Source organism: Kitasatospora sp. NPDC059599, assembly GCF_042735125.1.
GTDB lineage: Bacteria > Actinomycetota > Actinomycetes > Streptomycetales > Streptomycetaceae > Kitasatospora.
In genome coordinates this window covers 1-23,800 of sequence record NZ_JBHWCL010000151.1, presented here as the reverse complement: position 1 = coordinate 23,800, position 23,800 = coordinate 1, and the positions used below count along the sequence as shown (strand labels likewise).

Genomic DNA, 23,800 nt, shown 5'->3' with positions numbered 1-23,800 from the left:
GGTGGACACCACGTCCACCGGCCCCGCCGTCGTACCGGTCACCGTGCCGGGGCACCGCTCCGGTCAGGTCAGGATCTTGTCCTTGGCCTTCTGGTACTCCTCCTCGGAGATGGCGCCCTTCTCCTTCAGGTCCGCCAGTTTCGCCAGGTCGTCGACGTGGCCGGCGCCGCCGCCGCCGGCCGCGTCGGACGCCGCCGCGTCCCGGATGTAGGCCTTGAACGCGGCGTCGTTCTGTCTGGCCTGTTCGATGTCGCGCCGGCCCATCGACTGCCCGCGGGCGATCAGGTAGATGAGGACGCCGATCAGGGGCAGGAGGATCACCAGGATCAGCCAGCCGGCCTTGCCCCAGCCGCTGAGGTCGTGGCTGCGGAAGATGTCCGTGATGATCTTGAACAGCAGGAAGAACCAGAGGATCCAGACGAACAGCTCCAGCATCGTCCAGAAGATGTTGAGCAGCGGGTAGTCGGTCGCGGCCAACGGTGACGCGGTCAGCGAAGAGGTGTCCATGGGTGATTCATATCACCACAAATCGGACATATGCCCCTGCTGTTCGGCCATTCCGGTGATCCTTCCCCGGAGCGGGAATACCCCGGCCGCGCGGGTGACGGGCCCCGCCCCGCCCGTGACCGCCCCCGCCCGTGACCGGTCCCGCCCGTGACGAGCCCTGCCCGTGACGGGTCCTATCCCAGGCCGGCCCGGCGCCGCAGCTCCACCGCCAGCCCGACCAGCTCGCCCCACCAGGCCTCGTGCCCGGTCAGCAGCAGCCGCTGCGCCTCGGCCGCCGGGACGGCGCGGACCTCGACCACCTGCTCGCCGTCCGCCGGGTTGGTCGGCGAGGAGTCCAGCACGACCTCGCCCCAGCCCCACAGCCAGGCCTTCTCCGGGTGCGGCTGCCACGGCCGGTACGGCACCGGGTCGTCGGTGCGGCAGCGGTGCGCGCCCAGCCAGCCCGGCTCGCCGACCAGCCGGGCGCCCGCCTCCTCGCGCAGCTCGCGCTCCAGGCAGGCGGCGACGCTCTCGTCCTGCTCCCGGGTGCCGCCGGGCAGGAACCAGTGGTCCTGGTCGTCCCGGCAGAGCACCACCTCGCCGTCCGCGAAGCCGACCAGGTGGATGTTGGTGACCAGGCCGTCCGGCGGCAGCTCGGTGGAGAACTGCGCGTCGTACCGTCCCCAGCTCCAGTACTGCGGCGCGTGCAACGCCGGGAAGCGGGAGGCGAGTTCGGCGGCTCTGACGGAGGCGTCGGTGCGGTCCGTGGTATCGGTCATTCGGTGATCGTAGTGCCGGCCGGGAAACGGCGGGGGACGGTCGGATGGACGAGGGCGATGCCGGAGGTGGAGAGGGCGCGCGGCCGTGGGGGGCGCACCGGATCGACCGGCGTGCCGACCCAACTCCCCAGGGAGATCTCGGCGGTGATGCCCGGTCCGAAGCCGGCGATCAGCCCGGTGGTGCCCTCGGGGACGCCGCCGTCGTCGAACAGCCGGGACAGCGCGTCGAAGACGACGGCACTGGCGATGTTGCCGCGCTCGGTGAGCGTTGCGCGGCTGTAGCGGAAGGTGGCCGGCTCCAGGTCGAGGAAGCGGCACAGGTCGTCCAGGATGCGCGGGCCGCCGGCGTGCACGATGTAGAAGCCGAGCCCGGAGACGTCCCAGCCGTGCTCGCCGGCCAGGCCGCGCAGTGCGGGCGCGAGCATCTCCATCGTGCCGGGCACCCGCTTGTCGAGCTGGAAATGGAAGCCGGTCTCCTTCACCCCGTAGGAGATCCAGTCCTCGGTGTCCGGGACGAGGTGCGAGCCGTTGCGTTCGACCTGCACGCCGTGCCCGCCGTGCCCGCGCATCACCACGGCGGCCACCGCGTCCCCGAACAGGCCGTTGGAGAGCAGCGAGCCGACGCCGAGGTCGGTCGGCTGGTAGCAGAGCGAGCAGAACTCGCAGGCGACGATGAGCACGTTGGCGCCGGGGTAGGCGCGGCAGAAGTCGTGCGCGCGGTTGACGGCGGCGCCGCCGGCCGCGCAGCCGAGCTGGGCGATCGGCACCTGGCGGGTGTCGGAGCGGAAGCCCATGGTGTTGATCAGCCAGGCGGTCATCGACGGCATCATGAAGCCGGTGCAGGACACGTAGACCATCAGGTCGATGTCCCGGGCGGTCAGCTCGGCGTACGCGAGCGCGCGTTCGACGACCTCGGGGACGCGGCGCTTGGCCTCGCGCTCGTACACCTCGTTGCGGACGGTGAAGCCCGGGTGGGTGAGGGTGCGCTCGATCGGCTGGACCAGGTGCCTGGTGCGGACGCCGGTGTTCTCGATCAGCCGCAGGGCCAGGCCGAGCTGGGGGTGGCCGGCGTGCAGGGCGCGGGCCAGGTCCAGGGTCTCGTCGAGGGTGATGACGTGCTCGGGCACGGCGATGGCGGGGCGGCAGAGTGTTGCCATGGGTGCGGGTCTCCCCTGGGGGGCCTGGGGGCAGGCCGGTGGATGCGTGGAACGGTGAAGCCGGCCGTGCGGCGGCGGGCGGTGGTGCGCGGTGCGCGGAGGCGGGCGGTGGTGCGCGGTGCGCGGCGGCCGGGGAGGCGGCTACCAGGCCACCGGCAGGGTGCGCGGGAAGCGCCAGATCGAGCCGGAGTCCCAGTCGAGGTCGGCCGGTGCGACGGCCAGGCGCAGGCCGGGGAAGCGCCGCAGCAGGGTGCCGATGGCGACCTTCAGCTCCATCCGGGCCAGGTGCGAGCCGAGGCAGTGGTGCTGGCCGTGGCCGAAGGCCATGTGGGTGGGCGCGCCGCGGTCGAGGTCCAGCTCGTCGGGGCGCTCGTACACGGCCGGGTCGCGGTTGGCGGTCAGGTAGGAGACGTGCACCGCCTCGCCGGCCCGGATCGCCACCCCGCCCAGCTCGACGTCCTCGGTGGCGACCCGGGCGATGCCGACGCCCTGGCGGAACGGGATGAAGCGCAGCAGCTCCTCCAGGGCGCGGGGCAGCAGGTCGGGCTGGGCGCGGAGCTTGGCGAGCTGCTCGGGGTGGGTGAGCAGGGTGTAGGTGATGTTGCCGAGCTGGTAGGTGCTGGTGTCGTGGCCGGTGACCAGCAGGACCATCGCCATGACGGTCAGCTCGTCGGCGTCCAGCAGTTCGTCGCCGTCGCGGGCGGTGGCGAGCGCGCTGATCAGGTCCTCGCCCGGGTCGGCGCGGCGGGCGGCGGTGAGCTCGCCGAAGTAGGCGCGCAGGGCGGTCTTGGCGGCCTCCTGGCCGTCCCGGCTGCCCGGGCCCATCCGCATCATCGCGACGGCGTGGCCGCGCAGTTCGGCGCGGTCGTCGGCGGGGATGTCCAGCAGCTCGCAGATGGTGGTGAGCGGCAGCCGGCCGGCCAGGAAGTGCATCAGGTCGGCGGGGGAGCCGTGTTCCGCCATCTCGTCGAAGTAGTCGTCGACGGTCCGCTGGGTGGCCGGGCGCATCCGCTCGACCTGGCGGTTGGTGAAGCCCTGGGCGACCAGGCGGCGCAGCCGGTTGTGGGCGGGCGGGTCCATCAGGTTGATGGCCTCGGCCTGGGCGATCGGGGCCGGCGTCATCCGCGGCAGGTCGCGGCCGATGCCCGCGGCGCGACTGAACCGGCGGTCGGTGGTGACCGTCCGGACGTCCTCGTAGCGGGTGGCCAGCCAGGCCTCTCCCTCGCCGTGCGGCAGCCGGATCCGGGCGACCGGGGCCTCGGTGAGCAGTCGCTTGAGGAGGGGGTCGAACTCCAGGCCGTCGGTGTGGTGGAAGGGGCAGTCCCACACGGGGGGAGTGGTGGTCACGGGCCTGTCCAATGGTCTTCGTCATGCCGGGTGATGCGGCCCGAGGTGTTCTTCCGTTCGGGCGCGGACATGCAGATGTTCCCCCATGGACTGGCAAAAAGGCGGATTCGACGGGGAGTTAGCTCTAATGAGTGAGCCGGCTGATTGTCATGCGAACTGTCCGGTCACTGTGGCGAGTTGGGGATCAGCCCGCGCCGCCCGGCGCGACCAACCCGGTCTCGTAGGCGAGGACCACCGCCTGCGCCCGGTCGCGCAGGTGCAACTTGGCGAAGATCCGGGCCACGTGCGTCTTCACCGTCGACTCGCTCAGGGTGAGTTCGCGCGCCAGCTCGGTGTTGGACAGCCCGCGTCCGAGCAGGGCCAGCACCTCCGCCTCGCGCGGGGTCAGCGGGGTGAGGTCGCGGTGCAGCGCCGGGCCGTCGGCGCCGGGGGCCGGGCGCGGGGCGCCGGCCGCGAACCGCTCGACCAGCCGCCGGGTGATCGAGGGTGCGAGCAGGGCGTCCCCGGTGTCCACCAGCCGTACGGCGGCGGCGAGGTGGGCGGAGGTGACGTCCTTCAGCAGGAAGCCGCTGGCACCCGCGGACAGGGCGGCGTAGACGTAGTGGTCCAGGTCGAAGGTGGTCAGCATGATCACCCGGCAGCCGGGCACCCCGGCGAGGATGCGCCGGGCCGCCTCCAGGCCGTCCATGCCGGGCATCCGGATGTCCAGCAGGGCGACGTCCGGCCGGTGCCGGACGGCGGCGGCCACCGCCTCGGCGCCGTCGCCGGCCTCGGCGACCACGTCGATGCCGCGCGCGGTGAGGATCATCCGGAAACCGGTGCGCACCAGCTCCTGGTCGTCGGCGATCACCACCCGGGGGCGGCGCTCCTGATCCTTCTCTTCTTCCACGGTGCCCTCCGTCGGGTGTTCCGTCACGGCCGGTCCAGCGGGATGCGGGCGCGGACCCGGTAGCCCCCGCCGAGCCGGCGCCGGGCGTCCAGGTCCCCGCCGTACACGGCGACGCGCTCGCGCAGGCCGATCAGCCCGCGTCCGGCGCCGTCGCCCCGGCGGGGCGACGGGACGGGCTCGTCGGGGCCGCCGGGCGCGGCGGCCGGTCCGCCGACGAGCACGCTCGGCCCGCTGTTGAGCACCTCGACCCGCAGGTAGTGGTCCGCGTAGCGCACCGTCACCTGGGCCGTCACCCCGGTCCCGTGCTTGAGCGCGTTGGTCAGTGCCTCCTGGACGATCCGGTACGCCGTCACGTCGATCCCGGCCGGCAGCGGCCTCGGCTCGCCGGAGATCCGGACCTCGACCGGCAGCCCGGCGAAGGCGAAGCGGTCGACCAGCGGGCTCAGTCGGCCCAGGCTCGGCTGCGGCGCGAAGTCCTCCCGCACCGGCTCCTCGCTGCCGTCCGCGGCGGGGGCGAGCAGCCCCAGCAGGTGCCGCAGTTCGGTCATCGCGTCCCGGCCGGCGGCCTCGACGGCGGCCATCGCCGCCGCCGCTTCCTCCGGCATGGTGGCCAGTACCTCGCGCGCCGCGCCCGCCTGAACCACCATCAGGCTCACGTTGTGGCTGACGATGTCGTGCAACTCGGCGGCGATCCGGTTCCGTTCGGCGTCCACGGCGGTCCGGGCGGCGCTCTCCCGCTCCCGCTCCAGCAGCCAGCCGCGCTCGCCGATCGCCGCCCGGTGCAGCCGCCGCGCCCGGGCCAGCGCCACGGCCAGCCAGCCGGCGCCCGCGCACGCCACCCCGGCCACCGCGACGGCGGCCCACTCCGTTCCCGTTCCCCACACGGCGTCAGCTTCGCAGGTCACGTCATGATCCGCGTCACCCGGGGGTGCCGGGCCCGTACATCCCCGGTACTACGGGGGTGCGCGGTTACACCCCGGGTGGGACGTACCGGCCCGGCGCCCCCGCCTACCGTCGTCCACCATGAGCAACGACCACGACGGGACCTCCCGGCCGGACGACGCGCAGGTCGTCGTCGAGCTGTCCGGGGTCCACAAGGAGTTCGGCGACGCCAAGGCGCTCGACGGCGTCGACCTGCGGATCCGGGCGGGCGAGGCGGTCGCCGTGATGGGCCCCTCCGGGTGCGGCAAGTCCACCCTGCTGAACATGGTGGCCGGACTGGACCGGCCCACCGCCGGCACCGTCCGGGTGCAGGGGCAGGACCTCGGGCAGCTGAACGAGACCGGGCTGGCACTGTTCCGCCGCCGCCACATCGGCATGATCTTCCAGTTCTTCAACCTGATCGACGACCTCCCGGCCCTCGACAACGTCGCCCTGGCCGCCCAACTGACCGGCACCACCGCCCGCCAGGCCCGCCGCCGCGCACTGGAACTGCTCGACGAACTCGGCGTCGCGCACCGCAAGGACGTCTACCCGGCCGCGCTCAGCGGCGGTGAACGCCAACGGGTCGCGGTGGCCCGGGCCCTGGTGAACCGCCCGGCCCTGCTGCTCGCGGACGAGCCGACCGGCGCGCTGGACAGCCGCTCCGGCGAGCAGGTGATGGACCTGCTGATCGACCTCAATCAGATCGGGCAGACCCTGCTGATCGTCACCCACGACCCCAATCTGGCCACCCGCTGCGCCAGTCGGCTGGTCGAGGTCGCGGACGGCAAGGTGGCGCGCGAGCGGATGCTGGAGGCGCAGTCGTGACCGGCGCCGTGTGGCGGGCCTCCCGGGCGGCCGTGAAGCGCCGCCGGGTGCAGACCGTGGTGATCGGTCTGGTCGTCTTCTGCTCCACCACCACCGTGCTGCTCGCCCTCGCGGTGATCAGCGCCGCCCGGGCGCCCTTCGACGACGCGTTCTCCCAGCAGCGCGGCGCCCACGTCGTCGCCGCCTTCGACCCGGCGGCGGCCTCGGCGGAGCAACTGGCCGCCACCGCCCACCGGCCGGGCGTCGAGGCGGCCGCCGGGCCGTTCGACCAGGCCCTGGTGGAGATCTCCGGCGACTGGCTCGGCCGCCCGCCCGGAACGCTGACCCTGGTCGGCCGGTCCGACCCGGGTGCCGGGCCGGTGGACCGGGCGCAACTGTTGGGGGGCCGCTGGGCCACCGGGCCGGGCGAGGTGGTCATCAACGAGCCGTTCGGCGGCTTCGCGAAGGCGCTCCTGGAGCAGCAGCTGCCCCTCAGCGGCGGCGAACGGCTCACCGTCGTCGGTTTCGCCACCAGCATGAGCCAGAGCGCCGGCGGGTGGGTCACCCCCGGGCAGGCGGCCGCCCTGCACCCCGTCGGCCGGCAGATGCTCTACCGGTTCTCCGACGCCTCCGACGAGCAGCGGCTCACCTCCGCCATGGACGGCGTCACCGCGGGCCTGCCGAAGGACGCGCTCACCAACGTGCAGTCGTACCTGGTGCTGAAGCAGGCCTTCTCGGCGGGCGCGGACGCCTACCTGCCGCTGATGACGGTCTTCGGCGTGCTCGGCCTGGTCGTCGCCGCACTGATCGTCGGCAACGTGGTGAGCGGCGCGGTGGTCTCCGGCTACCGGCACATCGGTGTGCTGAAGTCGATCGGCTTCACCCCGCGCCAGGTGGTCACCGTCTACCTGACGATGGTCTCGGTGCCTGCGGTCGTCGGCACCGTCCTCGGGACGGCGGCCGGCTGGGCGGCGTCGTACCCGATCCTCCAGTCCGCCTTCTCGGGGATCACCACCGGCACCGCCGTGATCGAGCCGGCCGGCTGGCTGCCCGCCGCCACCCTGGTCAGCGTGCCGCTGCTGGTCCTCCTCGCCGCGCTCGTCCCGGCCTCGCGCGCCCACCGGCTCTCCGCCGCCCAGGCCATCTCGGCCGGCAGCGCGCCGCGCACCGGGCGCGGGCTGAAGATCCAGCGCCGGCTGGCCGGCACCCGGCTGCCGCGCGCCGTCAGCCTCGGCCTCGGCCAGCCCTTCGCCCGCCCCGCCCGGACCGCGCTCACCATGGCGGCGATCGTGCTCGGGGTGCTCACCGTGACGGTGACGACCGGCCTGAGCAGTACCCTGACCAAGCTGATGGACCACCGCGACGGCCACACCCACGTCAGCGTGCTGACCGCCCACTTCGCGGGCAACAAGACCGAGCCCCGGCTCACCCCCGCCCAGACCGAGACGATGCTGCGGACCACCCCGGGCGCCGAACGGGTCTCCGTCCGCGGGCTGGTCCAGGTCGGGCTGGTCGGCTACCCCCAGCCGGCCTTCGCCGACTTCTACAGCGGCGACGACATCGCCAACCCCAAGCGCCTCGACGTCGTGAAGGGCCGCCCGGCGACCGGGCCGAACGAGATCGAGGCCGGGCCCTCCTTCCTCAAGCAGCACGGGCTGAAGCTCGGCGACCGGCTCACCCTGGACCTGGACGGACGGCACCTGACCGTCACGGTGGTCGGCGAGGAGAGCCAGGGCAACGCCCGGGCGTTCGCCACCAACGACGCCACCCGGGCCGCGCTCACCGACGACCCGCACGCCGTCGAGTACGACGTGAAGCTCGCCCAGGGCGCCGACGCCGAGGCCTACCAGCGGGCGGTCACCGCCGCCGACCCGAGCCTGTCGCCCTCGGTGTTCGCGCCCGACCTGGTGGGTCCCGTCGTCGCGGTCATCGGCTTCGCCACGACCTTCACGGTGCTGCTGTCGGTGGTCGCCGCGCTCGGCGTCTTCAACACCCTGCTGCTCACCATCCGTGAGCGCCGCCGGGACCTCGGCATGCTCAAGTCGATCGGGATGACGCCCCGGCAGGTGGTGACGATGACGATCACCTCGGTGGCCTGGCAGGGCGCGGTCAGCGCGGTCATCGGCGTCCCGGCCGGAATCCTGGCGCACCGGCTGCTCGTCGAGAACGTCGGGAGCATCGTCTTCCCGGAGTCGGTGATCGACATCTGGGACGCCCTGCCGCTCACCGGGCTCGCCTTCGCGGGTGTCGCGATCGCCGTCCTGGGCGCGCTCGTCCCGGCGCGGTCGGCGGCGCGGCTGCCGATCGCGGAGGTGCTGCACAACGAGTGAGTCCCAGGGGACGGTGGGGGCGGCCGGACGGGGAACCGCCCGGCCGCCGTCCCTTCCTGGGTTTCCCGGGCCGTCGGGGGACCGTCCCGGGCCGTCCGGGAGCGTCCCGGGCCGTCCGGGACCGCGATCGACGCCGTGGGGCCGGTGGTGCGGAACGGGCGGCAGGGGCGGATGAGGCGGCACTGTGCGCCACATGCCTGACGTGCCGTCAAGGAAGGCCGTTCGACGGCCTATCATCGCGCCATGTCCACCGCAGAGCTGATCCGCATCGTCTCCCGCTCCTCGCCCATGGCGCTCGCCCAGGTCGAGCGGGTCCGCGCCGAACTCGCCGTCCTGCACCCGGGCCTGCGCACCGAGGTGGTGCCGGTCACCACCTCGGGCGACCGCTGGACCGGGGACCTCGCGCACCTGGGCGGCAAGGGCGCGTTCACCAAGGAGGTCGACGCCGCGCTGCTCGCCGGAGAGGCCGACGTGGCCGTGCACTGCCTCAAGGACGTGCCCGCCGACCGCCCGCTGCCCGCCGGCACCGTCTTCGCCGCCTACCTGCGCCGGGACGACATCCGCGACGCCCTCGTCCACCCCGGCGGCCTGACGCTCGCCGAACTCCCGCCCGGCACCCGGATCGGCACCTCCTCCGTCCGCCGCACCGCCCAGCTCGCCTCCTCGCACCCGCACCTGGAATGCGTGCCGATCCGGGGCAACGCCAACAGCCGGCTCGCCAAGCTCGAAGCCGGGACGGTGGACGCCCTGCTGCTCGCCGTGTCCGGCCTGGAGCGGATCGGCGAGCAGGCGCGGATCACCGAGGTCCTCGGCGTCGAGGCGATGTGCCCGCCGATCGGCGCCGGGATCCTCGTCCTGCAGTGCCGCCAGGACGACACCGCGACCATCGACGCCGTCACCACGCTCGGCCACCACGACACCTGGCGCGAGGCGGCGGCGGAGCGGATGTTCCTGCACGTGCTGCAGGGCCACTGCAACAGCCCGATCGCCGGCTACGCCAAGGCCGAGCCGGACGGCCGCCTCTCGCTGCGCGGCCGGGTCTTCACCCCGGACGGCAAGCAGGTGCTGGACGCCCACGAGTGGGCGGGCGCGCTCAGCCCGGAGGACCTGGGGACCTCGGTCGCCCTGGCGCTCAAGCGGCAGGGGGCGCAGGAACTGATCTCCTCGATCCCGCACTGACCGCGAGGACGGTGAGGACCGGGAGGACCGGGAGGACCGGGAGGACCGGGAGGGATTCTCCCCGCCCCGAGCAGAACCGGGCGGGGGTCCGCGGCGTCCGTTGAGAAGTGATCAGTGCGGTGCTCGGCGCGATGCCGATGTTCTGGCCCGGGCTCCTGCTCTCGCTGGCGCCGGCGGCCCTGCTGAACCGGCAGGTGGGGCGGCTGCTGCGGGCCCACTGGGCGGTCGGCTTCGTGCTGCTGCTCGGGCTCGGCGGGGTGATCGTGGCGACCCTGCTGCCGGAGGCGTTCCGGCTCTCCGAGGACGCCGTCCGGCACTGCACCGTGGCCGGCGGGCGGCCGCGGTCGCCGTACGAGCTGCTGCACGTCCGGCACATCGAGCTCAAGCTGGCGACGTACGCCCCGGTCGGCTTCGCGGCCGCCCTGGCGGGCACCCGGCGGCGGGCGGCGGTGGCGCTGCTGGCGACGGCGGCGCTGCCGTTCGCGGTGTCGGTGTTGCACTACGCGCTGCCGGTGATCGGGCGGACCTGCGACGTGCAGGACGTCTGGGACGGCGTGCAGGGGGTCGTGCTGGGTGCGGCGGCCGGTCTGCTGGTCGGGCCGCTGGTACGGGCGGTGGCCCGGCAGTCCTGGCGCCGGGCCTGAGCGCCGGCCCGGGACCGGGGCGTCGGGCTCCTGTTCCACCGGGCCCGAGCGCCGGTCACCGCTCCTGGGCAGGCTCGTCGAGGAGCGGGAAGAGGCGGGTGACGGCGGCGACCGGCCGGGAGCCGGCGGGGCGGGTGGCCGGGTCGGTGTCGCGGCCCCGGTAGCGGGCGAGGACCTGCCGGACGGCCTCGCCGACGGCCGCCAGTTCGGCGGGGGTCAGGTGGACGACGGTGCTGAAGGCCTCGTCGTGCTGCCACTGCGCCGGGGCTTCGGCGCGCCGGGCGAGCCAGCGCCGGTGGCTCTCGTCCTCCAGGCCCCGGGCCAGGGCGTCGAACCCCTCGTCGTCCGCGACGGGGCGCGGTTCCTGCGGCAGGCGCCACGGCCGGGCCCGTCCGTCGGCGGCCGGGGCCTCCTCGATCAGTCCGTGGCGGGCGAGCTGCCGCAGGTGGAACGAGCACAGGCCGGAGCTGTGGCCGAGCCGGGCGGCGGCCTCGGTGGAGGTGACGGTGCCGCGCTCCGCCAGCAGCTCCAGCAGCGCGGTCCGTACGGCGTGTTCGGGGAGGGCGCCGGTTCTGACGAGGTCTTCGGTCACTTTGCAAAGTCTGCTACTTTGCAAAGTCGATGACAAGCCCGACCCCCGGAGGGAACCCCGTGTCCGAGCTGCGCGAACGTCCGACCGTCCTGCGGATCACCGAGGTGGGGGAGGACATCCTGCGCCGCACCTGCCGGACGGCGACCGACGAGGACTTCGGCAGCGAGCGCCTGGCCCGGCTGATCGAGTCGATGTTCGTCACCATGGCCGTCGCCGACGGCTGCGGCCTCGCCGCCAACCAGGTGGACGTGGACCTGCGGCTGTTCGTCTACGACTGCACCGACGACGACGGCGTCCGGCACGTCGGTCACGTGCTCAACCCGGTGGTGGAGGAGCAGGAGCCCGGCCGCGCGCTGATCGAGGAGGTCGAGGGCTGCCTGTCCGTGCCGGGTGCCAACACCCGGCTCGCCCGTCCCGCCCGCACCGTGGTGCACGGCGTCGACCAGTACGGCGACCCCGTCACGATCGAGGGCGTCGGCTACTTCGCCCGTTGCCTCCAGCACGAGACCGACCACCTGAACGGCGGGCTGTACATCGACCGGCTCTCCGCACGGGACCGCAAGCGGATGATGAAGCAGACCGCCGACCGCCGGGAGAAGGTGTTCGCCGAGCGGGCCGCCAAGGCTGCCAAGGTTGCCAAGACCGCCGAGACCGCCGAGGTCGCCGCGACCGCCGGAGCCGCCGCGACCGCCGGGGCCGGGCGCCGGCAGTGACGCGGTGAGCACCCCCGACCACCCGGTCTCGTTCGCCTCGCATCCCGTCCCGGCGGACCGGCTCGTGGGGGTGCCGGAGCGGGCCGGGTGCACCGGCACGACGCGTTCGGAGCAGCCGCACCCCGAGGGGGCCCGCCGCTCGTAGGCCTGCCTGCCTGTCCGCCCGCCTGCCGACCGAGTCGGCTGTCGGCCGCCCCCGCTACGGTCGCTCGTCATGGACAAGGAACTCCTGAACGGCGCTGCCCCCCTGCCGGGCCGGGTCGGCCATGTCGGCGGCATCGAGTCGCTGACCCTCGACGGGCGCCGCTCCTACTTCGGCTTCGACCACGCGAGCGATCTGGTGCTGTCGCCGATGATCGACGACCCGGCGGTGATGGCGGCCTTCGCGAGCCGGTACCTGCGTCAGACCACCGGCGGTCACGACGCCGCGTACTGGGCGGACCTGGTCACGGCGGCGGTCGACGGCTCGGGGCTGGTCGGCGACGACGCCGGGCGGGAGTTCACCTCCCGGTCCCTGCGCGCCGGGCTGCCCGACCCCGGGAGCCACCTGCTCTACCTCCTGGGCGCGGCCACCGGGTGGGACGCCTGGTTCGAGGAGGCGCCGGAGGCGCTGGCGGCGTACCGGCGGCTCGGATTCGAGGAGGAGGACGACGAGTTCCTCGACCACTGCCTGGCGGTCGTCCGGGAGCACGGCGCGGGGGAGCGGCCCGACGAGTGGACCGTCGCGCGCCACCACCTCACCACGGCGGTCGACCGGCTGCCGGGCAACTGGCGGGTGCTGTTCGATCCGGTCGTGGACGGCGTCCTCGGCTTCGCGTGAGCGCGGTCGCCCGGCTCCACCGGCGGCGGGTCCGCCACCCGTGACCTCGCTCGCACGGTCGCGCCCGCGGTCGACCCGACCGTGCCGGACGGCGCCGGGCCCGGGGGCGCCGACCGGCAGCTGACGCCGTCCTTCCGTCCGCGGGCGAGGACCGACGATCCGTCTCCACCTCAGGGACGACGGGAGGTCGGCTCCCGAGAGGGAGGCGGCGGGGCCGCACGGTGGACGCGCGGCGGGGGTGGCGTTCGGGACGGTGGTCCCATGCTGAAGAACATTCCGGTGGGCGACACCGAACGCCCCGTCCCCCGTTGGGCGTTGCGCCTCGCCAAGGCCCTCCCGTTCATCGTGCTGCCGCACTGCCTGTGGCGGCTGCCGTTCGCGTTCGACGTCAGGATGGGTCTGGTCGACCCGAACGCGGGGCCGTACGTCTGGTGGGACACCCCGTACGTGATCGGCCTGAGCGTGGTCACCGAGGCGCTGACGATCCTGACCCTGGGGCTGGTCAGCGGCTGGGGCGAGGTGTTCCCGCGCTGGGTGCCGTTCCTGCGCGGCCGCCGGGTGCCGCCGCTCGCGGCGCTCGTGCCGGCCGTCCTCGGGGGCCTGACCCTGGTCGCCCTCTTCGACGGCATACCCCTCGCCTGGCTCGGCGTGTTCCAGGAGGTCGGCTACCGCAACGGCTGGTGGATGGTCCTGGGCCGGGTCTGCACGTCGACGGCGATGTTCTGGGGCCCCGCCACCCTCGCCCTGGCCTGGGCCTACCACCGCCGGCGCAGGCCGGCCGCCGCTTCCCCCGCAGCCGCCGCCTGACGCCCGGTGTCCCGGAGCGCACGGCACCTGCCGTGCCGTGCGCGCCGGGCACCCGCCGTGCCGTGCGCCCGGGTCCGCCCCGGCTCGCCGGGGAGGTCAGTCGCCCGCGTGCCCGGTGAGCAGCGAGTCGGCGAGGCGTTCCGCCGTGTCCTGGTCCAGCGGTCCGTGCCCGAGCAGGAAGCGGTACCAGAACACGCCGTAGACCTGGTCCACGATCAGGTCCAGGTCGGCGTTCCCGGCGAGCTCTCCGCGGTCGCGGCCCCGGGAGAGGAGGTCGTGCAGGGCGGTGCGGCGGGTGGCGGTGAAGCTCCGCATGAGGTCGGCGAGGTGCGGGTCCCGGGCGGCCTCGCGGGCGAGGGCGCGCAGCGCGGAGGCGGTGGTGCCGTGCTGGGCGGCGTCGAAGGTGGTGGCGACGAAGGCGCGCAGGTCGGTGCGCAGGGTGCCGGTGTCGGGGCCGTCGACGTCCTGGTCGGCGCGGTCGGTGAGGGCGTCGAGCAGCACGGCGCCCTTGGAGGGCCACCACCGGTAGACGGTCTGCTTGCCGACGCCGGCCGTACGGGCGATGGCGTCGATGGTGACGGGCGCGCCGTCCGGGTCCGCGAGCAGGTCGAGGGCGGCGTCCAGGATCGCCCGGTGGGCGGCCTCGTTGCGGCGGCGTCCGGTGTGCGGCCGGGTGGACGGGGCCTGCCCGGGTGCCGGGTCGGGGGCCGGATCGGTTCGCCCCGACCGTTCCGTTCGGGGTTCGGTCTCGCTCATGGTCTCCCGCTCCTCCGGTCCGTTCCCTTGTCCGAGCTTGACAAGACTAGCAGTCTCGACAAACATCATTGCCGGAACGGACGGTCTCGACAAGTTGAAGGGCACCACCATGAGCACTGCATCGAACCTCTTCGCCGGACAGCGCGTTGTCGTCATGGGCGGCAGCTCCGGCATCGGCGAGGCCGCCGCCACCGCCTTCGCGGCCGACGGAGCCGAGGTCGTGGTCACCGGCCGCGACCGCGAGCGGCTCGACGCCGCCGTCGCCCGGATCGGCGGCAGGACCACCGGCCGCCGGCTGGACGCGGCCGACCCCGCCGCCGTCGCCGCCTTCTTCGCCGAGGAGGGCACCGTGGACCACCTGGTCGTCGCGGTCAGCGGCGCGGCCGGCAGCGGCCCGTTCGCCCGGCTCGACCTGGCCGAGCTCGCCACCGGCTTCGACGCCAAGTTCTGGCCCCAGGTCCGCGTCCTGCAGGCGGCGCTCCCGCACCTGCGCCAGGACGGCTCGGTCACCCTGATCACCGCCGCCTCCGCCCGCGCCGCCATCCCCGGCACCGCCGGACTGGCCGCCATCAACGGCGCGCTGGAGGCGATGGTGCCGCCGCTGGCCGTCGAGCTGGCCCCGCTGCGGGTCAACGCGGTCTCGCCCGGCGTGATCGACACCCCGTGGTGGGACCGCGTCCCGGCCGAGCAGCGCACCGCGCTCTTCGAGGGCCTCGCCGCCACCACCCCGGTCGGCCGGGTCGGCCGCGCCGAGGACGTCGCCCGGGCGATCCACATGCTGGCGGCCAACACCTTCGTGACGGGTGTGGTGTTCGACTGCACCGGCGGGGCCAACCTGCCCACCGGGCGCTGAGCACGCCGGACGGCCCGGCCCGGGAGCACTTCCCGGGCCGGGCCGTTGTCGCACCCCGTCCGTACGGTTCGGGCATGGACGTTCCCGAGGTGATCCCGATCCGGCACGAGCCGCAGGGGCGCACCCGCACCATCGGCCGCCGGCGGGGCGGCGAGTTCTTCGCCTCCGTCACCGGCCCGGCCGGCCGGGGTGGTACGCGGTGCCGCACCGCTTCGACCCCGCGGGCCGGCACCTCGACTCGCGGGTCCGGGCCACGGCCACCGGCCCCGACGCCCGGCAGCTGCTGGACGCGTGGCCGGCCGCCCTGCCCGGCCGCGAGTACCGGGACATCGCGATCGAGCCGTTCGAGGTCCGGGTCGACGGCGAGCTGTTCGGGCTCGTCGTCGAGGAGGACGACGAGGTGGAGGAGGACGAGGAGGACCTACCGCTTCACCGCCGAGCTCCTCCCCGACGGCCTGGGCTTCCACGAGCCGTGGTGCGGCTGCTACGACACCTGAGCGGCGGCCGCCCGGGACGGCCGGGCGGCCCGGCCGGTCACCACTCCGCGACCCGGTAGTCCTTGAGGAACACCCCCGACAGCGGCTCCCCGGCCTCGCCCCGGACGATCGGGTCGTAGACCCGGGCCGCGCCGTCCACGATGTCGAGCGGCGTGCGGAAGCCCAGCCCGGCGAGGCGGGCCTTCTTGGGCGCCGGGTTCTCGTCGGTGATCCAGCCGGTGTCGACGGCGCACATGTGCACGCCCCGGGTGGCGAGTTCGGCGGCGCTGGTGCGGGTGAGCATGTTGAGCGCGGCCTTCGCCATGTTGGTGTGCGGGTGCCGCGCGGTCTTGTTGCGGACGGCGAACCGGCCCTCCACCGCCGTGACGTTGACGATGTAGCGGGAGGGGCGCGGGGAGGCCAGCAGCAGCGGCAGCAGCCGGTCGCAGAGCAGGGCCGGGGCCAGGGCGTTGACCAGCTGGGTCTCCAGGACCTCGGCCGGGTCGAGCGAACCGAGCGTGGCGGACCAGGAGTTGGCGGGGGCGAGGTCGGGCAGCAGCCCGGCCTCGTCGGTGCCGCCGCTCGGTTCGCCCGGGCCGCCCGTCCCGATCAACGACGCGGCTCCGGACGTCAGCCGGGCGCCCGGAGCGGACGGCCGGAAGCCCGGGGCGTGGCTGATCGCCCGACGGTCGGCGGCGGGCAGGGCGTCCCGCTCGCCGGCGGCCAGCAGCGCGTACGACTCGGGCGGGCGGCGCAGCGTCTGGGCGGCGTTGTTGACGAGGATGTCGAGCGGACGTCCGTCGGCGCGGAACCGCTCGGTCAGGCCCAGGACCTGGCGCGGGTCGCGGAGGTCGATGCCGACCACGCTGAGGCGCTCCCACCACTGCTCGCTGCCCTCGGCGGCGCGGAAGCGGCGGACGGTGTCCTGCGGGAAGCGGCTGGTGACGGTCAGCTCGGCGCCGTCGCGCAGCATCATCAGGGCGAGCTGGAAGCCGATCTTCACCCGGCCGCCGGTGAGCAGCGCGCGGCGCCCGCGCAGGTCGGTGCGCAGGGCCCGGCGGGCGGTGTTGTCGGCCGAGCAGTCCGGGCAGAGCATGTGGTAGAAGCCGTCGACCCGGCGGTAGGCCTGTTTGCAGACGTAGCACTTGCGCTGGAGCTGCAGTTCGCCGACCGGTCCGGTGGGGTCGGCGGTGAGCGGTGCGTCCTCGCGGCGGTGCCGGGCGCCGGTCGCGGTGGCGGCGAGCAGTTCGGCGTCGGCCTGCCGGACGGCCTCCTTGGCCTCCTGGCGGCGGCGCTTGCGGCTCTCCATGACGAACGAGCTGAGCTGCCGCTCGACGTGCAGCCGGCCGCGGTCGTGCGGGGGCAGTGCCCGCAGCCGGCCGAGGGTGCGGCTGAACGCGGCGAGTTCCTCGGCGCTGGGGCCCGTCGCGCCGGCGGCCTCGCCGGTCGGATGGATCGTGCTGAGCTGGTTGTGGTCGTCCCGGACCGTCATGTCCGCCCCCTCGTGCCGTACAGGTGGGTGGGACAGTAGCCGACGGTCCGGGATGATGGGATGCCAATTTTCTCCGGTCGGCCGCCGACGGGCTCGTCCGGGAGCGCCGGGGTGCCGGCGGCCCTTCCCGGGCTGCCGGCACTCCGGTCGTGCTGCGGGGATCAGCCCGCGTACCGGCTGAAGATCCTGGCGAACTCGTACGGCTGCTGCGGGATGTCGGTGCACTTGGAGAGCGAGCCGCCGGTGCAGGCGTTGGCGTCCCGGGTGGCGTCCCAGAAGGCGAGCAGGCCGAGGTGGTTCTGCTGGGCGAACGTCACCAGCTGCTGGGCGGCGGCCTGGTCGTAGATCTGGTGGTCGTCGTTCTCGCCGATCATCGGGGTGACGCCGACCATGGCCCACAGCTGGGCGTCGGTCTTCGCCGGGTAGAGGGCTTTGAGCTGGCCGAACAGCGACTGGGCGGCCTGGACGGCGGCGTTGCCGTAGTCCGTCCCGCTGCGGTAGTAGTCCATCGCCATGACGTTGACCAGGTCGGTGGTCACCCCGGCGTCGCGGGCCGACTTCGCGATGGCGACGCCCTCGGCGGTCAGGCCCTCGGGCAGGACCGGCAGGGTGAAGGAGACCTTGAGGCCGGGGTGGGCCTGCTGCAGCTTGGCGAGCGCGGCGGAGCGGCGGTCGTTGGCGGCGGTGTCGGCGATCGCCGCGCCCTCGATGTCGAAGTCGACGTAGCGCAGGCCGTAGGCCTTCACCACGGCGTCGTACTCGGCGAACAGCGCGTCCACCGAGGTGCAGGCGGCGGCGAGTTCGGTGCCGGCGGCCCCGCCGAAGGAGACCTTGACGTCGCCGCCGGCCGCGCGCAGCGCGTCGATCTGGTCCTTGGCCCACCCGGTGCGCGGGTCGTAGGCGTTGAACCAGCCGGCCTTGCAGTCGACGCCGGTGACGAAGCCCATGGTGTAGCCCTTGAGGCCGCCCGCCTTGGCCATGTCGGGCATGGACGGGGTGGGCCAGGCGCCCATGTCGATGTAGGGGGCGACCGGGAGCGGGGTGTTCGGTGGCGGGGTGGTCGGCCCGCCGGTGGGCGTCGAGGTCGGGGTGCCGGTGGGCGTGCCGGTCGGGGTCGTCGAGGTGGGCGGCGGGGTGGTGGGGGTGCCGCCGGGGCCGGTCAGGGTGATGTCGTCGGCGAGGTAGCCGCCCTGTCCGTACCAGCCGTGCAGGTACACGGTGACGCTGGTGGTGGCGGGGCCGGTGGTGAAGCCGGTCGACAGCTGCTGCCAGCCGGCGCCGCCCGGGGTCCAGACGGCCGGGTCGGTGACGCCGCTGCCGGTGGCTCCGAGGTAGACGTACTGGCCCTGCACCCAGGCGCTGAGGCCGTAGGTGGTGTTGGGCCGGACGCTGACGGTCTGTTCGCACTGCGCGGTGTCGCTCGCGGTCACCGCCCCCTTCAGCGCGTACGTCCCGCTGTGCGCGCCGGAGCCGACGACGCCGCCGGTGCCGGCGGAACAGCTCCAGGGGCTGAGCGCGCCGCTCTCCAGGCCGCCGTTGGCGAGCAGGTTGCCGTCGGCGGCGCCGGCGTTCCCGGCGAGGACGGCCAGGCCGCCGGCGGCCAGCGCGGTGGCGGCGGTGAGGCTCAGCAGGGTGGTCCGGCGGGCGGGGCGGCGGTGCGTGGGGGCAGGCTGGATCGCGCTGGGCATGGGGGTGCCTCTCGGGACGTGGTTGGCCGCCCGCGCCGCGAGGGGGGAGACACGGGGCGGGCGGCGGCCTGGGGTGGTCCGGTGCGGGGGAGCGCGGTGCTGAGCATCAAACTGGACTAGACCAGCTGTGCACGTCAAGCACTTCCCGGCACCGGACGCCCCGCCGAGGGCAGGTTTTAGGAGGGGTTAAGGCGGCGGCGCCCAGGGGCTGCGGACGGTCAGCCGCAGCACGGCTTGCACTCCGTGACCCGCACGTCGTCGATCACCGGCCCGTACGCCCCGGCCACGGTGCTGGCGAAGGCCAGGGTGGTGGAGGAGTTCTGGGCGACGAAGGTGAACTGCCGTCCCACGTACCCCATCGCGGCTGCGCTCCTGCCGGTGACGTCGAAGGTGAAGGCCTGGAAGTCCTGGCCGTCGATGCGCGCCCAGCCGGTCCGTACGGCGGGCCCGCCCGCCGGGTTGCCGGCCAGGGCGTACGTGACCGAGTAGGTGGCGCCGGGGGTGGTGGTGAAGGTCTGGGCGATGGTGCCGCTGTTGGCGCCGTTGAGGTCCACCGACTGGTCGCCCTCGGCGGCCTGCCAGAAGCCGGCGCCGATCAGGTCGACGCTGCCGGCGGTGATCCGCCACGGGCCGATGGTCTGACCGGCGGTCAGTTCGGTGAAGGCGTTCGCCGGGACCTTGGGCGACTCGAAGCTACCGTCGTCGAAGCGGCTGAGCGCGCGGTTGCCGCCGGCGGCCTGGGCCGGGACGGCGAGCGTGACGGCGGCGGCCGCGAGCAGGGCGACGGCGGTGGCGCGGGTGCGCGAGAACTGCATGGGTTCCTCCCCGATCGGATGTGAACGGACGGGCCCGGTGGTGAACCGAGGCGTCGACGGTCGGCTGTGCACAGAGCGTCGACCGTCCCGGTCGGTGCTGCCAAGACCGGACGGTCGGCGCCCGGTGGTGCGGGAGGTCCGTGCACGGGCTCCGGTGCGCCGGTTTGACGGGGCGTCACCTCTGTCGGCCCGGCGAAAGGTCCGGGGGCGAACGGCGGAGGACCGACGGTCGACTCGCCCGCCCGGTGGTGAAAGCGGAAGCGCGCGCCCCGCTCGCGCCCCTACGGTGGGCCGATGACCATACGAACCGGCTTCGACGGACCGCGGATCTGCTTCCTCGGTGACTCCTTCGTCCAGGGCCTGGGCGACCCGGAGTTCCGCGGGTGGGTCGGTCGGGTGCTGCAGGCCGCGGCCCCGGGTGCCACCGCCTTCAACCTCGGCGTCCGGCGCGACTCCTCGGCGCAGGTGCTGCGGCGCTGTTGGCCCGAGATCGGGGCGCGCGTCCTGCCCGGGGCGGACAACCGGCTGGTGGTCTCGGTCGGTGCCAACGACGCGATGGAGGAGGCCGGCGTCCCCCGGGTGGCGCACCACGACACCCTGGCGAACCTCGCCGCCCTGCTCGACGGCGCCCGCGAGCGCGGCCTCGGCGCCCTGGTGGTCGGCCCGCCGCCGGTGGTCTGCGGGGGAGCGGCGCACCTGGACCGGTTGCGGGCGCTCGTCCCCGCGATGGCCGGGCTGTGCGCCGACGCCGGGGTGCCGTTCGTCGACGTCACGGGGGCGCTGGCCGGCGATCCGGTCTGGACGGCCGAGGCCCGGGCGGGGGACGGCGCGCACCCGGGAGCCGGCGGGTACGGGCGGCTGGCGGAGCTGGTCCTGGCGGGCGGCTTCCGCGCCTGGGCGGGACCGGGGCCCGGGCCGGACGGGTCCGGGCCGGAACGGACTTGACCTCGAGTGCACTCCAAGGTGAAAGCTGACGGCGTCGATCACGCACCACCACGGAAACCACCGCGCGGACCGCGCGGACACCACGATGGGAGCACCGTCATGCGCAACGTCCCGTTCGGTACCACCGGCCCGGAGATCGGCGTCGTCGGTCTCGGCTGCATGGGCATGACCTGGGCCTACGACGTGCAGAACCGGGACGACGAGAACTCCGTCCGGGTGATCCGGCAGGCGCTGGACCTCGGCGTCGGCCTGATCGACACCGCCGACATGTACGGCCCCTACACCAACGAGGAGGTCGTCGGCGCCGCGCTGGCCGGCCCGTACCGGGAGCGCGCCTTCCTGGCCACCAAGGTGGGCATCGTCCCGGGCGGCGGCGGCCAGCAGGCGCGCAACGGCCGGCCCGAGCACGTGCGGCGCTCCATCGACGAGAGCCTGCGCCGGCTGGGCACCGACCACGTCGACCTCTACCAGCTGCACCGGGTCGACCCGGAGGTCCCGATCGAGGAGACCTGGGGCGCGTTCGCCGAGGTCGTCGCGGCGGGCAAGGCCCGGAGCATCGGCCTCTCCGAGGTGACCGTCGAGGAGATCGAGCGGGCGCGGTCGGTGCACCCGGTGGCCTCCGTGCAGAACGAGCTGTCGCTGTGGACCCGGGACGCGCTGGCCGAGGTGCTGCCGTACACCGAACGGCACGGGATCGCCCTGCTGCCGTTCTCGCCGCTCGGCCGGGGCTTCCTGACCGGCAGCATCTCCTCCTTCGACGAGCTGCCCGCCGACGACTTCCGCCGCCGGCTGCCGCGCTTCCAGCAGGACGCGCTCAAGGCGAACCTGGCGCTGGTCGCGAAGGTCCGGGCGGTCGCCGAGCGGATCGGTGCCACGCCCGCGCAGGTCGCGCTGGCCTGGGTGCTGGCGCAGGGCCGGTACGTCTTCCCGATCCCGGGCACCAGGACGCCGCGCTACCTGGTGGACAACGTGGGGGCGGCCGGGCTCGTGCTCTCGGCCGCCGACCTCGCCGAGCTGGACGGGCTGCCGGCGCCGACCGGCGGGCGCTACTGAGCGGTTCCCCGGCCGGCCGGTCCCGGCCGGCTCCGGGGGGCCTCGGGATCCTGGGGGCTCCGGGGGTCCTGGGTGTCCTGGGTGTCCTGGGGGTTCCGGCCCGCGCCGGACGGCCCGGACCGCTCCTTGACCCACACGAGCTGCCGTCCGGTCTCGCCCGGAGCCCGGACGGCGGCCTCGGCGATCCGGTCCAGCCGGTAGCCGAGCTTGCGCGGGACGGCCGCGCTGGCCGCGTTCGCCCGGTCGCAGTGGATCTCGACCCGGGTGATGCCGGGCAGGGCCAGCGCGGCCTCGGTCAGCGCCCCGGCCGCGGTGGTGGCGATGCCGCGGCCGACGTGCCCGGCGGCGACCCAGTAGCCGATCTCCAGTGCGCCCGGGCCGATCCGCCCGTGCAGGCCGAACGCGCCGATCACCCCGCCGGGTTCGCTGTTCAGCCCGGCCAGGTACATGAAGTCGGTGCCCGCCTCCCAGGCGGCGGAGCCGGCCCGGGCGAGCTCGGCGGTCTGCGCCCGGGTGGGGGCCTCGGCCGCCCACTCCAGCCAGGGGCGCAGGTGCTCCAGGTTGGCGCGGACGGCCCGGTTCAGCGCCACCGCGTGGGTGCTGCGGCGGCGGCGCAGCCAGAGGCCGCCGGGCAGCCGCAGCAGTTCGGGCGGCCGCCCGGTGGTCGCCTCCACGGCGGCCCGCGCCCGTCCGGCCGGGGCCGGGTCACAGGACCGTGACTGTGCTTGGCTCATGGCGGCGATTATGTCCTTGGCCCGGACCTGTCACCATCCGGGCCCCCTCCGGACACCCTGACGGCGGGCGCACGGGCCCGGCCCCGGCGTGCGGTCGGGACGGCCGGCGTGCAGCGGGGACCTGCGGTGCACCACCGGGGCGCCCGGCGCCCGGGGTGCGGCCCCGGCGCGTCAGAGCCGGACCAGCACCTCGTCGAGCTCCTTGCGCCGCAGGTCCGGCACGCGCGCCCCCTCGGCCGGGTAGCCGACCGGGATCACGTAGGCCGCCCGCTCCTCGGCCGGGCGGTCGCACACCTCGTTGAGGAACCGCATCGGGCTCGGCGTGTGGGTCAGCGTGGCCAGCCCGGCCTGGTGCAGCGAGGCCAGCAGCAGCCCGACCGCGATCCCCACCGACTCCTTGGTGTAGTAGGGCCGCGGCGAGTCGGGGCCCTTGTGCACCTCGAACACCACGATCACGGCCGGCGCGTCCTCCAGGAACGGCTTGCGCCAGTCGGTGCCGATCGGCGCGAGCGCGGCCAGCCACTCCTCCGACGCCCGGTGGCCGTAGAACTCGCGCTCCTCGGCCTCGGCGGCCTCGCGCAGCCGCCGCTTGCGCTCCGGGTCGGTGATCACCACGAACCGCCAGGGCTGGACGTGCGCGCCGCTGGGCGCGGTGCCCGCGGTCCGCACCGCCCATTCGACGACGCCGTCCGGGATCGGGCGGGTGGCGTAGTCGCGGACGGTGCGGCGCCGGGCCATCACCTCGTGGAAGGACCTGCTGCGCTCCTCGGCCTCGTGGGCCGGGACGGTCACGGGGGCGAGGGGGACGGTCGGGTGGGACGTCCCCGCCGCGGTGCTCTCTGCACTGTCAACCATGGCGGACAGCACAGCACATGACGGCCCCTCCGGGAAGAGGTAGAGACCAATCCCGGAGGGGTGCGACCACGCCGACGGCTACAGCTCGTGCACCCGGCCGCCGCGGACCTCGATCCGCCGGTTCACCGCGACGGTGTCCAGCATCCGCCGGTCGTGGGTGACCAGCAGCAGGGTGCCGGTGTACGAGCCGAGCGCGGACTCCAGCTGCTCGATCGCCGGGAGGTCCAGGTGGTTGGTGGGCTCGTCCAGCACCAGCAGGTTGACCCCGCGGGCCTGCAGCAGCGCCAGCGCGGCCCGGGTGCGCTCGCCGGGCGAGAGGGTGCCGGCCGGGCGCATCACGTGCACCGCCTTGAGGCCGAACTTGGCCAGCAGGGTGCGCACGTCCTCCGGCGACAGCTCCGGGACGGCGGCCGCGAAGGCCTCCGCCAGCGGCTCCCCGCCCAGGAACAGTCCGCGCGCCTGGTCCACCTCGCCGACCACCACGCCCGAGCCCAACGAGGCGCTGCCGCCGTCGAGTTCGAGTCGGCCGAGCAGCGCGGCCAGCAGCGTGGACTTGCCCGCGCCGTTGGCGCCGGTGATCGCGACCCGGTCGGCCCAGTCGATCTGCAGGTCCACCGGGCCGAAGGCGAAGTCGCCGCGCCGGGCCACGGCCCCGCGCAGGG

At 74.5% G+C, this 23,800-nt stretch carries 25 protein-coding genes; 11 read left to right on the top strand and 14 right to left on the bottom strand.

Annotated elements, in window-relative coordinates:
- Positions 1-63: 63 nt before the first annotated feature.
- From ACFV04_RS35865 to ACFV04_RS35840, 6 genes are all read right to left on the bottom strand, one after another.
- On the bottom strand, positions 64-507 hold the full coding sequence (locus ACFV04_RS35865) for an SHOCT domain-containing protein (RefSeq protein WP_380535122.1): 444 nt from the start codon (positions 505-507) through the stop codon (positions 64-66).
- Between the two features lie 173 nt (positions 508-680).
- Positions 681-1,265, bottom strand: coding sequence for an NUDIX hydrolase (locus ACFV04_RS35860; RefSeq protein ID WP_360259877.1), 585 nt, complete (start codon positions 1,263-1,265; stop codon positions 681-683).
- A complete protein-coding gene (locus ACFV04_RS35855; RefSeq protein WP_380347205.1) occupies positions 1,262-2,422 on the bottom strand; it encodes a type III polyketide synthase in 1,161 nt (386 codons plus the stop codon). The genes ACFV04_RS35860 and ACFV04_RS35855 overlap by 4 nt, the downstream gene beginning before the upstream one ends.
- Before the next feature lie 141 nt (positions 2,423-2,563).
- On the bottom strand, positions 2,564-3,769 hold the full coding sequence (locus tag ACFV04_RS35850) for a cytochrome P450 (RefSeq protein WP_380535120.1): 1,206 nt from the start codon (positions 3,767-3,769) through the stop codon (positions 2,564-2,566).
- Between the two features lie 184 nt (positions 3,770-3,953).
- Positions 3,954-4,658, bottom strand: coding sequence for a response regulator (locus tag ACFV04_RS35845; RefSeq protein ID WP_380535118.1), 705 nt, complete (start codon positions 4,656-4,658; stop codon positions 3,954-3,956).
- A gap of 23 nt (positions 4,659-4,681) precedes the next feature.
- Positions 4,682-5,563: a sensor histidine kinase gene (locus ACFV04_RS35840; protein ID WP_380535116.1), complete on the bottom strand. Its 882-nt coding sequence runs from the start codon at positions 5,561-5,563 to the stop codon at positions 4,682-4,684.
- Between the two features lie 118 nt (positions 5,564-5,681).
- Here ACFV04_RS35840 and ACFV04_RS35835 point away from each other — a divergent pair, with 118 nt between their 5' ends.
- The 4 genes from ACFV04_RS35835 to ACFV04_RS35820 all read left to right on the top strand — a co-directional run bounded on the left by ACFV04_RS35835 (position 5,682) and on the right by ACFV04_RS35820 (position 10,539).
- Positions 5,682-6,407: an ABC transporter ATP-binding protein gene (locus ACFV04_RS35835; protein ID WP_360259868.1), complete on the top strand. Its 726-nt coding sequence runs from the start codon at positions 5,682-5,684 to the stop codon at positions 6,405-6,407.
- A complete protein-coding gene (locus ACFV04_RS35830) occupies positions 6,404-8,716 on the top strand; it encodes an FtsX-like permease family protein (RefSeq protein ID WP_380535114.1) in 2,313 nt (770 codons plus the stop codon). The genes ACFV04_RS35835 and ACFV04_RS35830 overlap by 4 nt, the downstream gene beginning before the upstream one ends.
- A gap of 243 nt (positions 8,717-8,959) precedes the next feature.
- The gene (gene hemC, locus ACFV04_RS35825; protein ID WP_380347214.1) at positions 8,960-9,895 is read left to right on the top strand and encodes a hydroxymethylbilane synthase; all 936 of its coding nucleotides are present in this window, start codon (positions 8,960-8,962) and stop codon (positions 9,893-9,895) included.
- Between the two features lie 107 nt (positions 9,896-10,002).
- Positions 10,003-10,539 (top strand): hypothetical protein, encoded by a 537-nt coding sequence (locus tag ACFV04_RS35820; RefSeq protein ID WP_360259862.1) that lies wholly within the window; start codon positions 10,003-10,005, stop codon positions 10,537-10,539.
- Positions 10,540-10,594: 55 nt separating this feature from the next.
- Here ACFV04_RS35820 and ACFV04_RS35815 read toward each other — a convergent pair whose 3' ends face one another.
- On the bottom strand, positions 10,595-11,131 hold the full coding sequence (locus ACFV04_RS35815) for a winged helix-turn-helix domain-containing protein (protein ID WP_360259860.1): 537 nt from the start codon (positions 11,129-11,131) through the stop codon (positions 10,595-10,597).
- A 29-nt stretch (positions 11,132-11,160) separates the two neighbouring features.
- Here ACFV04_RS35815 and def point away from each other — a divergent pair, with 29 nt between their 5' ends.
- The 3 genes from def (at position 11,161) to ACFV04_RS35800 (ending at position 13,471) form a co-directional block, all read left to right on the top strand.
- Entirely contained in the window at positions 11,161-11,844 is a 684-nt protein-coding gene (gene def, locus ACFV04_RS35810; protein WP_380535112.1) for a peptide deformylase, read from the top strand.
- Between the two features lie 214 nt (positions 11,845-12,058).
- A complete protein-coding gene (locus ACFV04_RS35805; protein ID WP_380347217.1) occupies positions 12,059-12,664 on the top strand; it encodes a hypothetical protein in 606 nt (201 codons plus the stop codon).
- 261 nt (positions 12,665-12,925) lie between these two features.
- A complete protein-coding gene (locus tag ACFV04_RS35800; RefSeq protein ID WP_380535111.1) occupies positions 12,926-13,471 on the top strand; it encodes a hypothetical protein in 546 nt (181 codons plus the stop codon).
- 96 nt (positions 13,472-13,567) lie between these two features.
- On the opposite strand, the gene ACFV04_RS35795 is transcribed toward ACFV04_RS35800, so the two are convergent.
- Entirely contained in the window at positions 13,568-14,227 is a 660-nt protein-coding gene (locus ACFV04_RS35795) for a TetR/AcrR family transcriptional regulator (RefSeq protein WP_380535109.1), read from the bottom strand.
- A 109-nt stretch (positions 14,228-14,336) separates the two neighbouring features.
- Here ACFV04_RS35795 and ACFV04_RS35790 point away from each other — a divergent pair, with 109 nt between their 5' ends.
- Positions 14,337-15,080 (top strand): SDR family oxidoreductase, encoded by a 744-nt coding sequence (locus tag ACFV04_RS35790; RefSeq protein WP_360259849.1) that lies wholly within the window; start codon positions 14,337-14,339, stop codon positions 15,078-15,080.
- Between the two features lie 199 nt (positions 15,081-15,279).
- Complete coding sequence (locus ACFV04_RS35785; protein ID WP_380535107.1) at positions 15,280-15,636, top strand: hypothetical protein; 357 nt, start codon at positions 15,280-15,282, stop codon at positions 15,634-15,636.
- On the opposite strand, the gene ACFV04_RS35780 is transcribed toward ACFV04_RS35785, so the two are convergent.
- The 3 genes from ACFV04_RS35780 to ACFV04_RS35770 form a co-directional block, all read right to left on the bottom strand.
- Complete coding sequence (locus ACFV04_RS35780; RefSeq protein WP_380535106.1) at positions 15,615-17,048, bottom strand: SDR family NAD(P)-dependent oxidoreductase; 1,434 nt, start codon at positions 17,046-17,048, stop codon at positions 15,615-15,617. The genes ACFV04_RS35785 and ACFV04_RS35780 overlap by 22 nt on opposite strands.
- A 161-nt stretch (positions 17,049-17,209) precedes the next feature.
- The gene (locus tag ACFV04_RS35775; RefSeq protein ID WP_380535104.1) at positions 17,210-18,736 is read right to left on the bottom strand and encodes a carbohydrate binding domain-containing protein; all 1,527 of its coding nucleotides are present in this window, start codon (positions 18,734-18,736) and stop codon (positions 17,210-17,212) included.
- 218 nt (positions 18,737-18,954) lie between these two features.
- Complete coding sequence (locus ACFV04_RS35770) at positions 18,955-19,551, bottom strand: choice-of-anchor C family protein (RefSeq protein ID WP_380535102.1); 597 nt, start codon at positions 19,549-19,551, stop codon at positions 18,955-18,957.
- Positions 19,552-19,845: 294 nt separating this feature from the next.
- Here ACFV04_RS35770 and ACFV04_RS35765 point away from each other — a divergent pair, with 294 nt between their 5' ends.
- Together ACFV04_RS35765 and ACFV04_RS35760 are read left to right on the top strand one after the other, a co-directional pair.
- On the top strand, positions 19,846-20,496 hold the full coding sequence (locus ACFV04_RS35765) for a GDSL-type esterase/lipase family protein (protein ID WP_380535100.1): 651 nt from the start codon (positions 19,846-19,848) through the stop codon (positions 20,494-20,496).
- A gap of 99 nt (positions 20,497-20,595) precedes the next feature.
- On the top strand, positions 20,596-21,549 hold the full coding sequence (locus ACFV04_RS35760; protein WP_380347231.1) for an aldo/keto reductase: 954 nt from the start codon (positions 20,596-20,598) through the stop codon (positions 21,547-21,549).
- Here the strand turns inward: ACFV04_RS35760 and ACFV04_RS35755 are convergent.
- The 3 genes from ACFV04_RS35755 to ACFV04_RS35745 form a co-directional block, all read right to left on the bottom strand.
- Positions 21,543-22,283, bottom strand: coding sequence for a GNAT family N-acetyltransferase (locus ACFV04_RS35755; protein WP_380535098.1), 741 nt, complete (start codon positions 22,281-22,283; stop codon positions 21,543-21,545). The genes ACFV04_RS35760 and ACFV04_RS35755 overlap by 7 nt on opposite strands.
- A gap of 171 nt (positions 22,284-22,454) precedes the next feature.
- Positions 22,455-23,138 carry a nitroreductase family protein gene (locus ACFV04_RS35750; protein WP_380347234.1) on the bottom strand — a complete coding sequence of 228 codons (684 nt, stop codon included), beginning with the start codon at positions 23,136-23,138 and terminating at the stop codon, positions 22,455-22,457.
- Between the two features lie 78 nt (positions 23,139-23,216).
- A partial coding sequence (locus ACFV04_RS35745) for an ATP-binding cassette domain-containing protein (RefSeq protein WP_380535096.1) occupies positions 23,217-23,800 on the bottom strand: 584 nt, incomplete at its 5' end.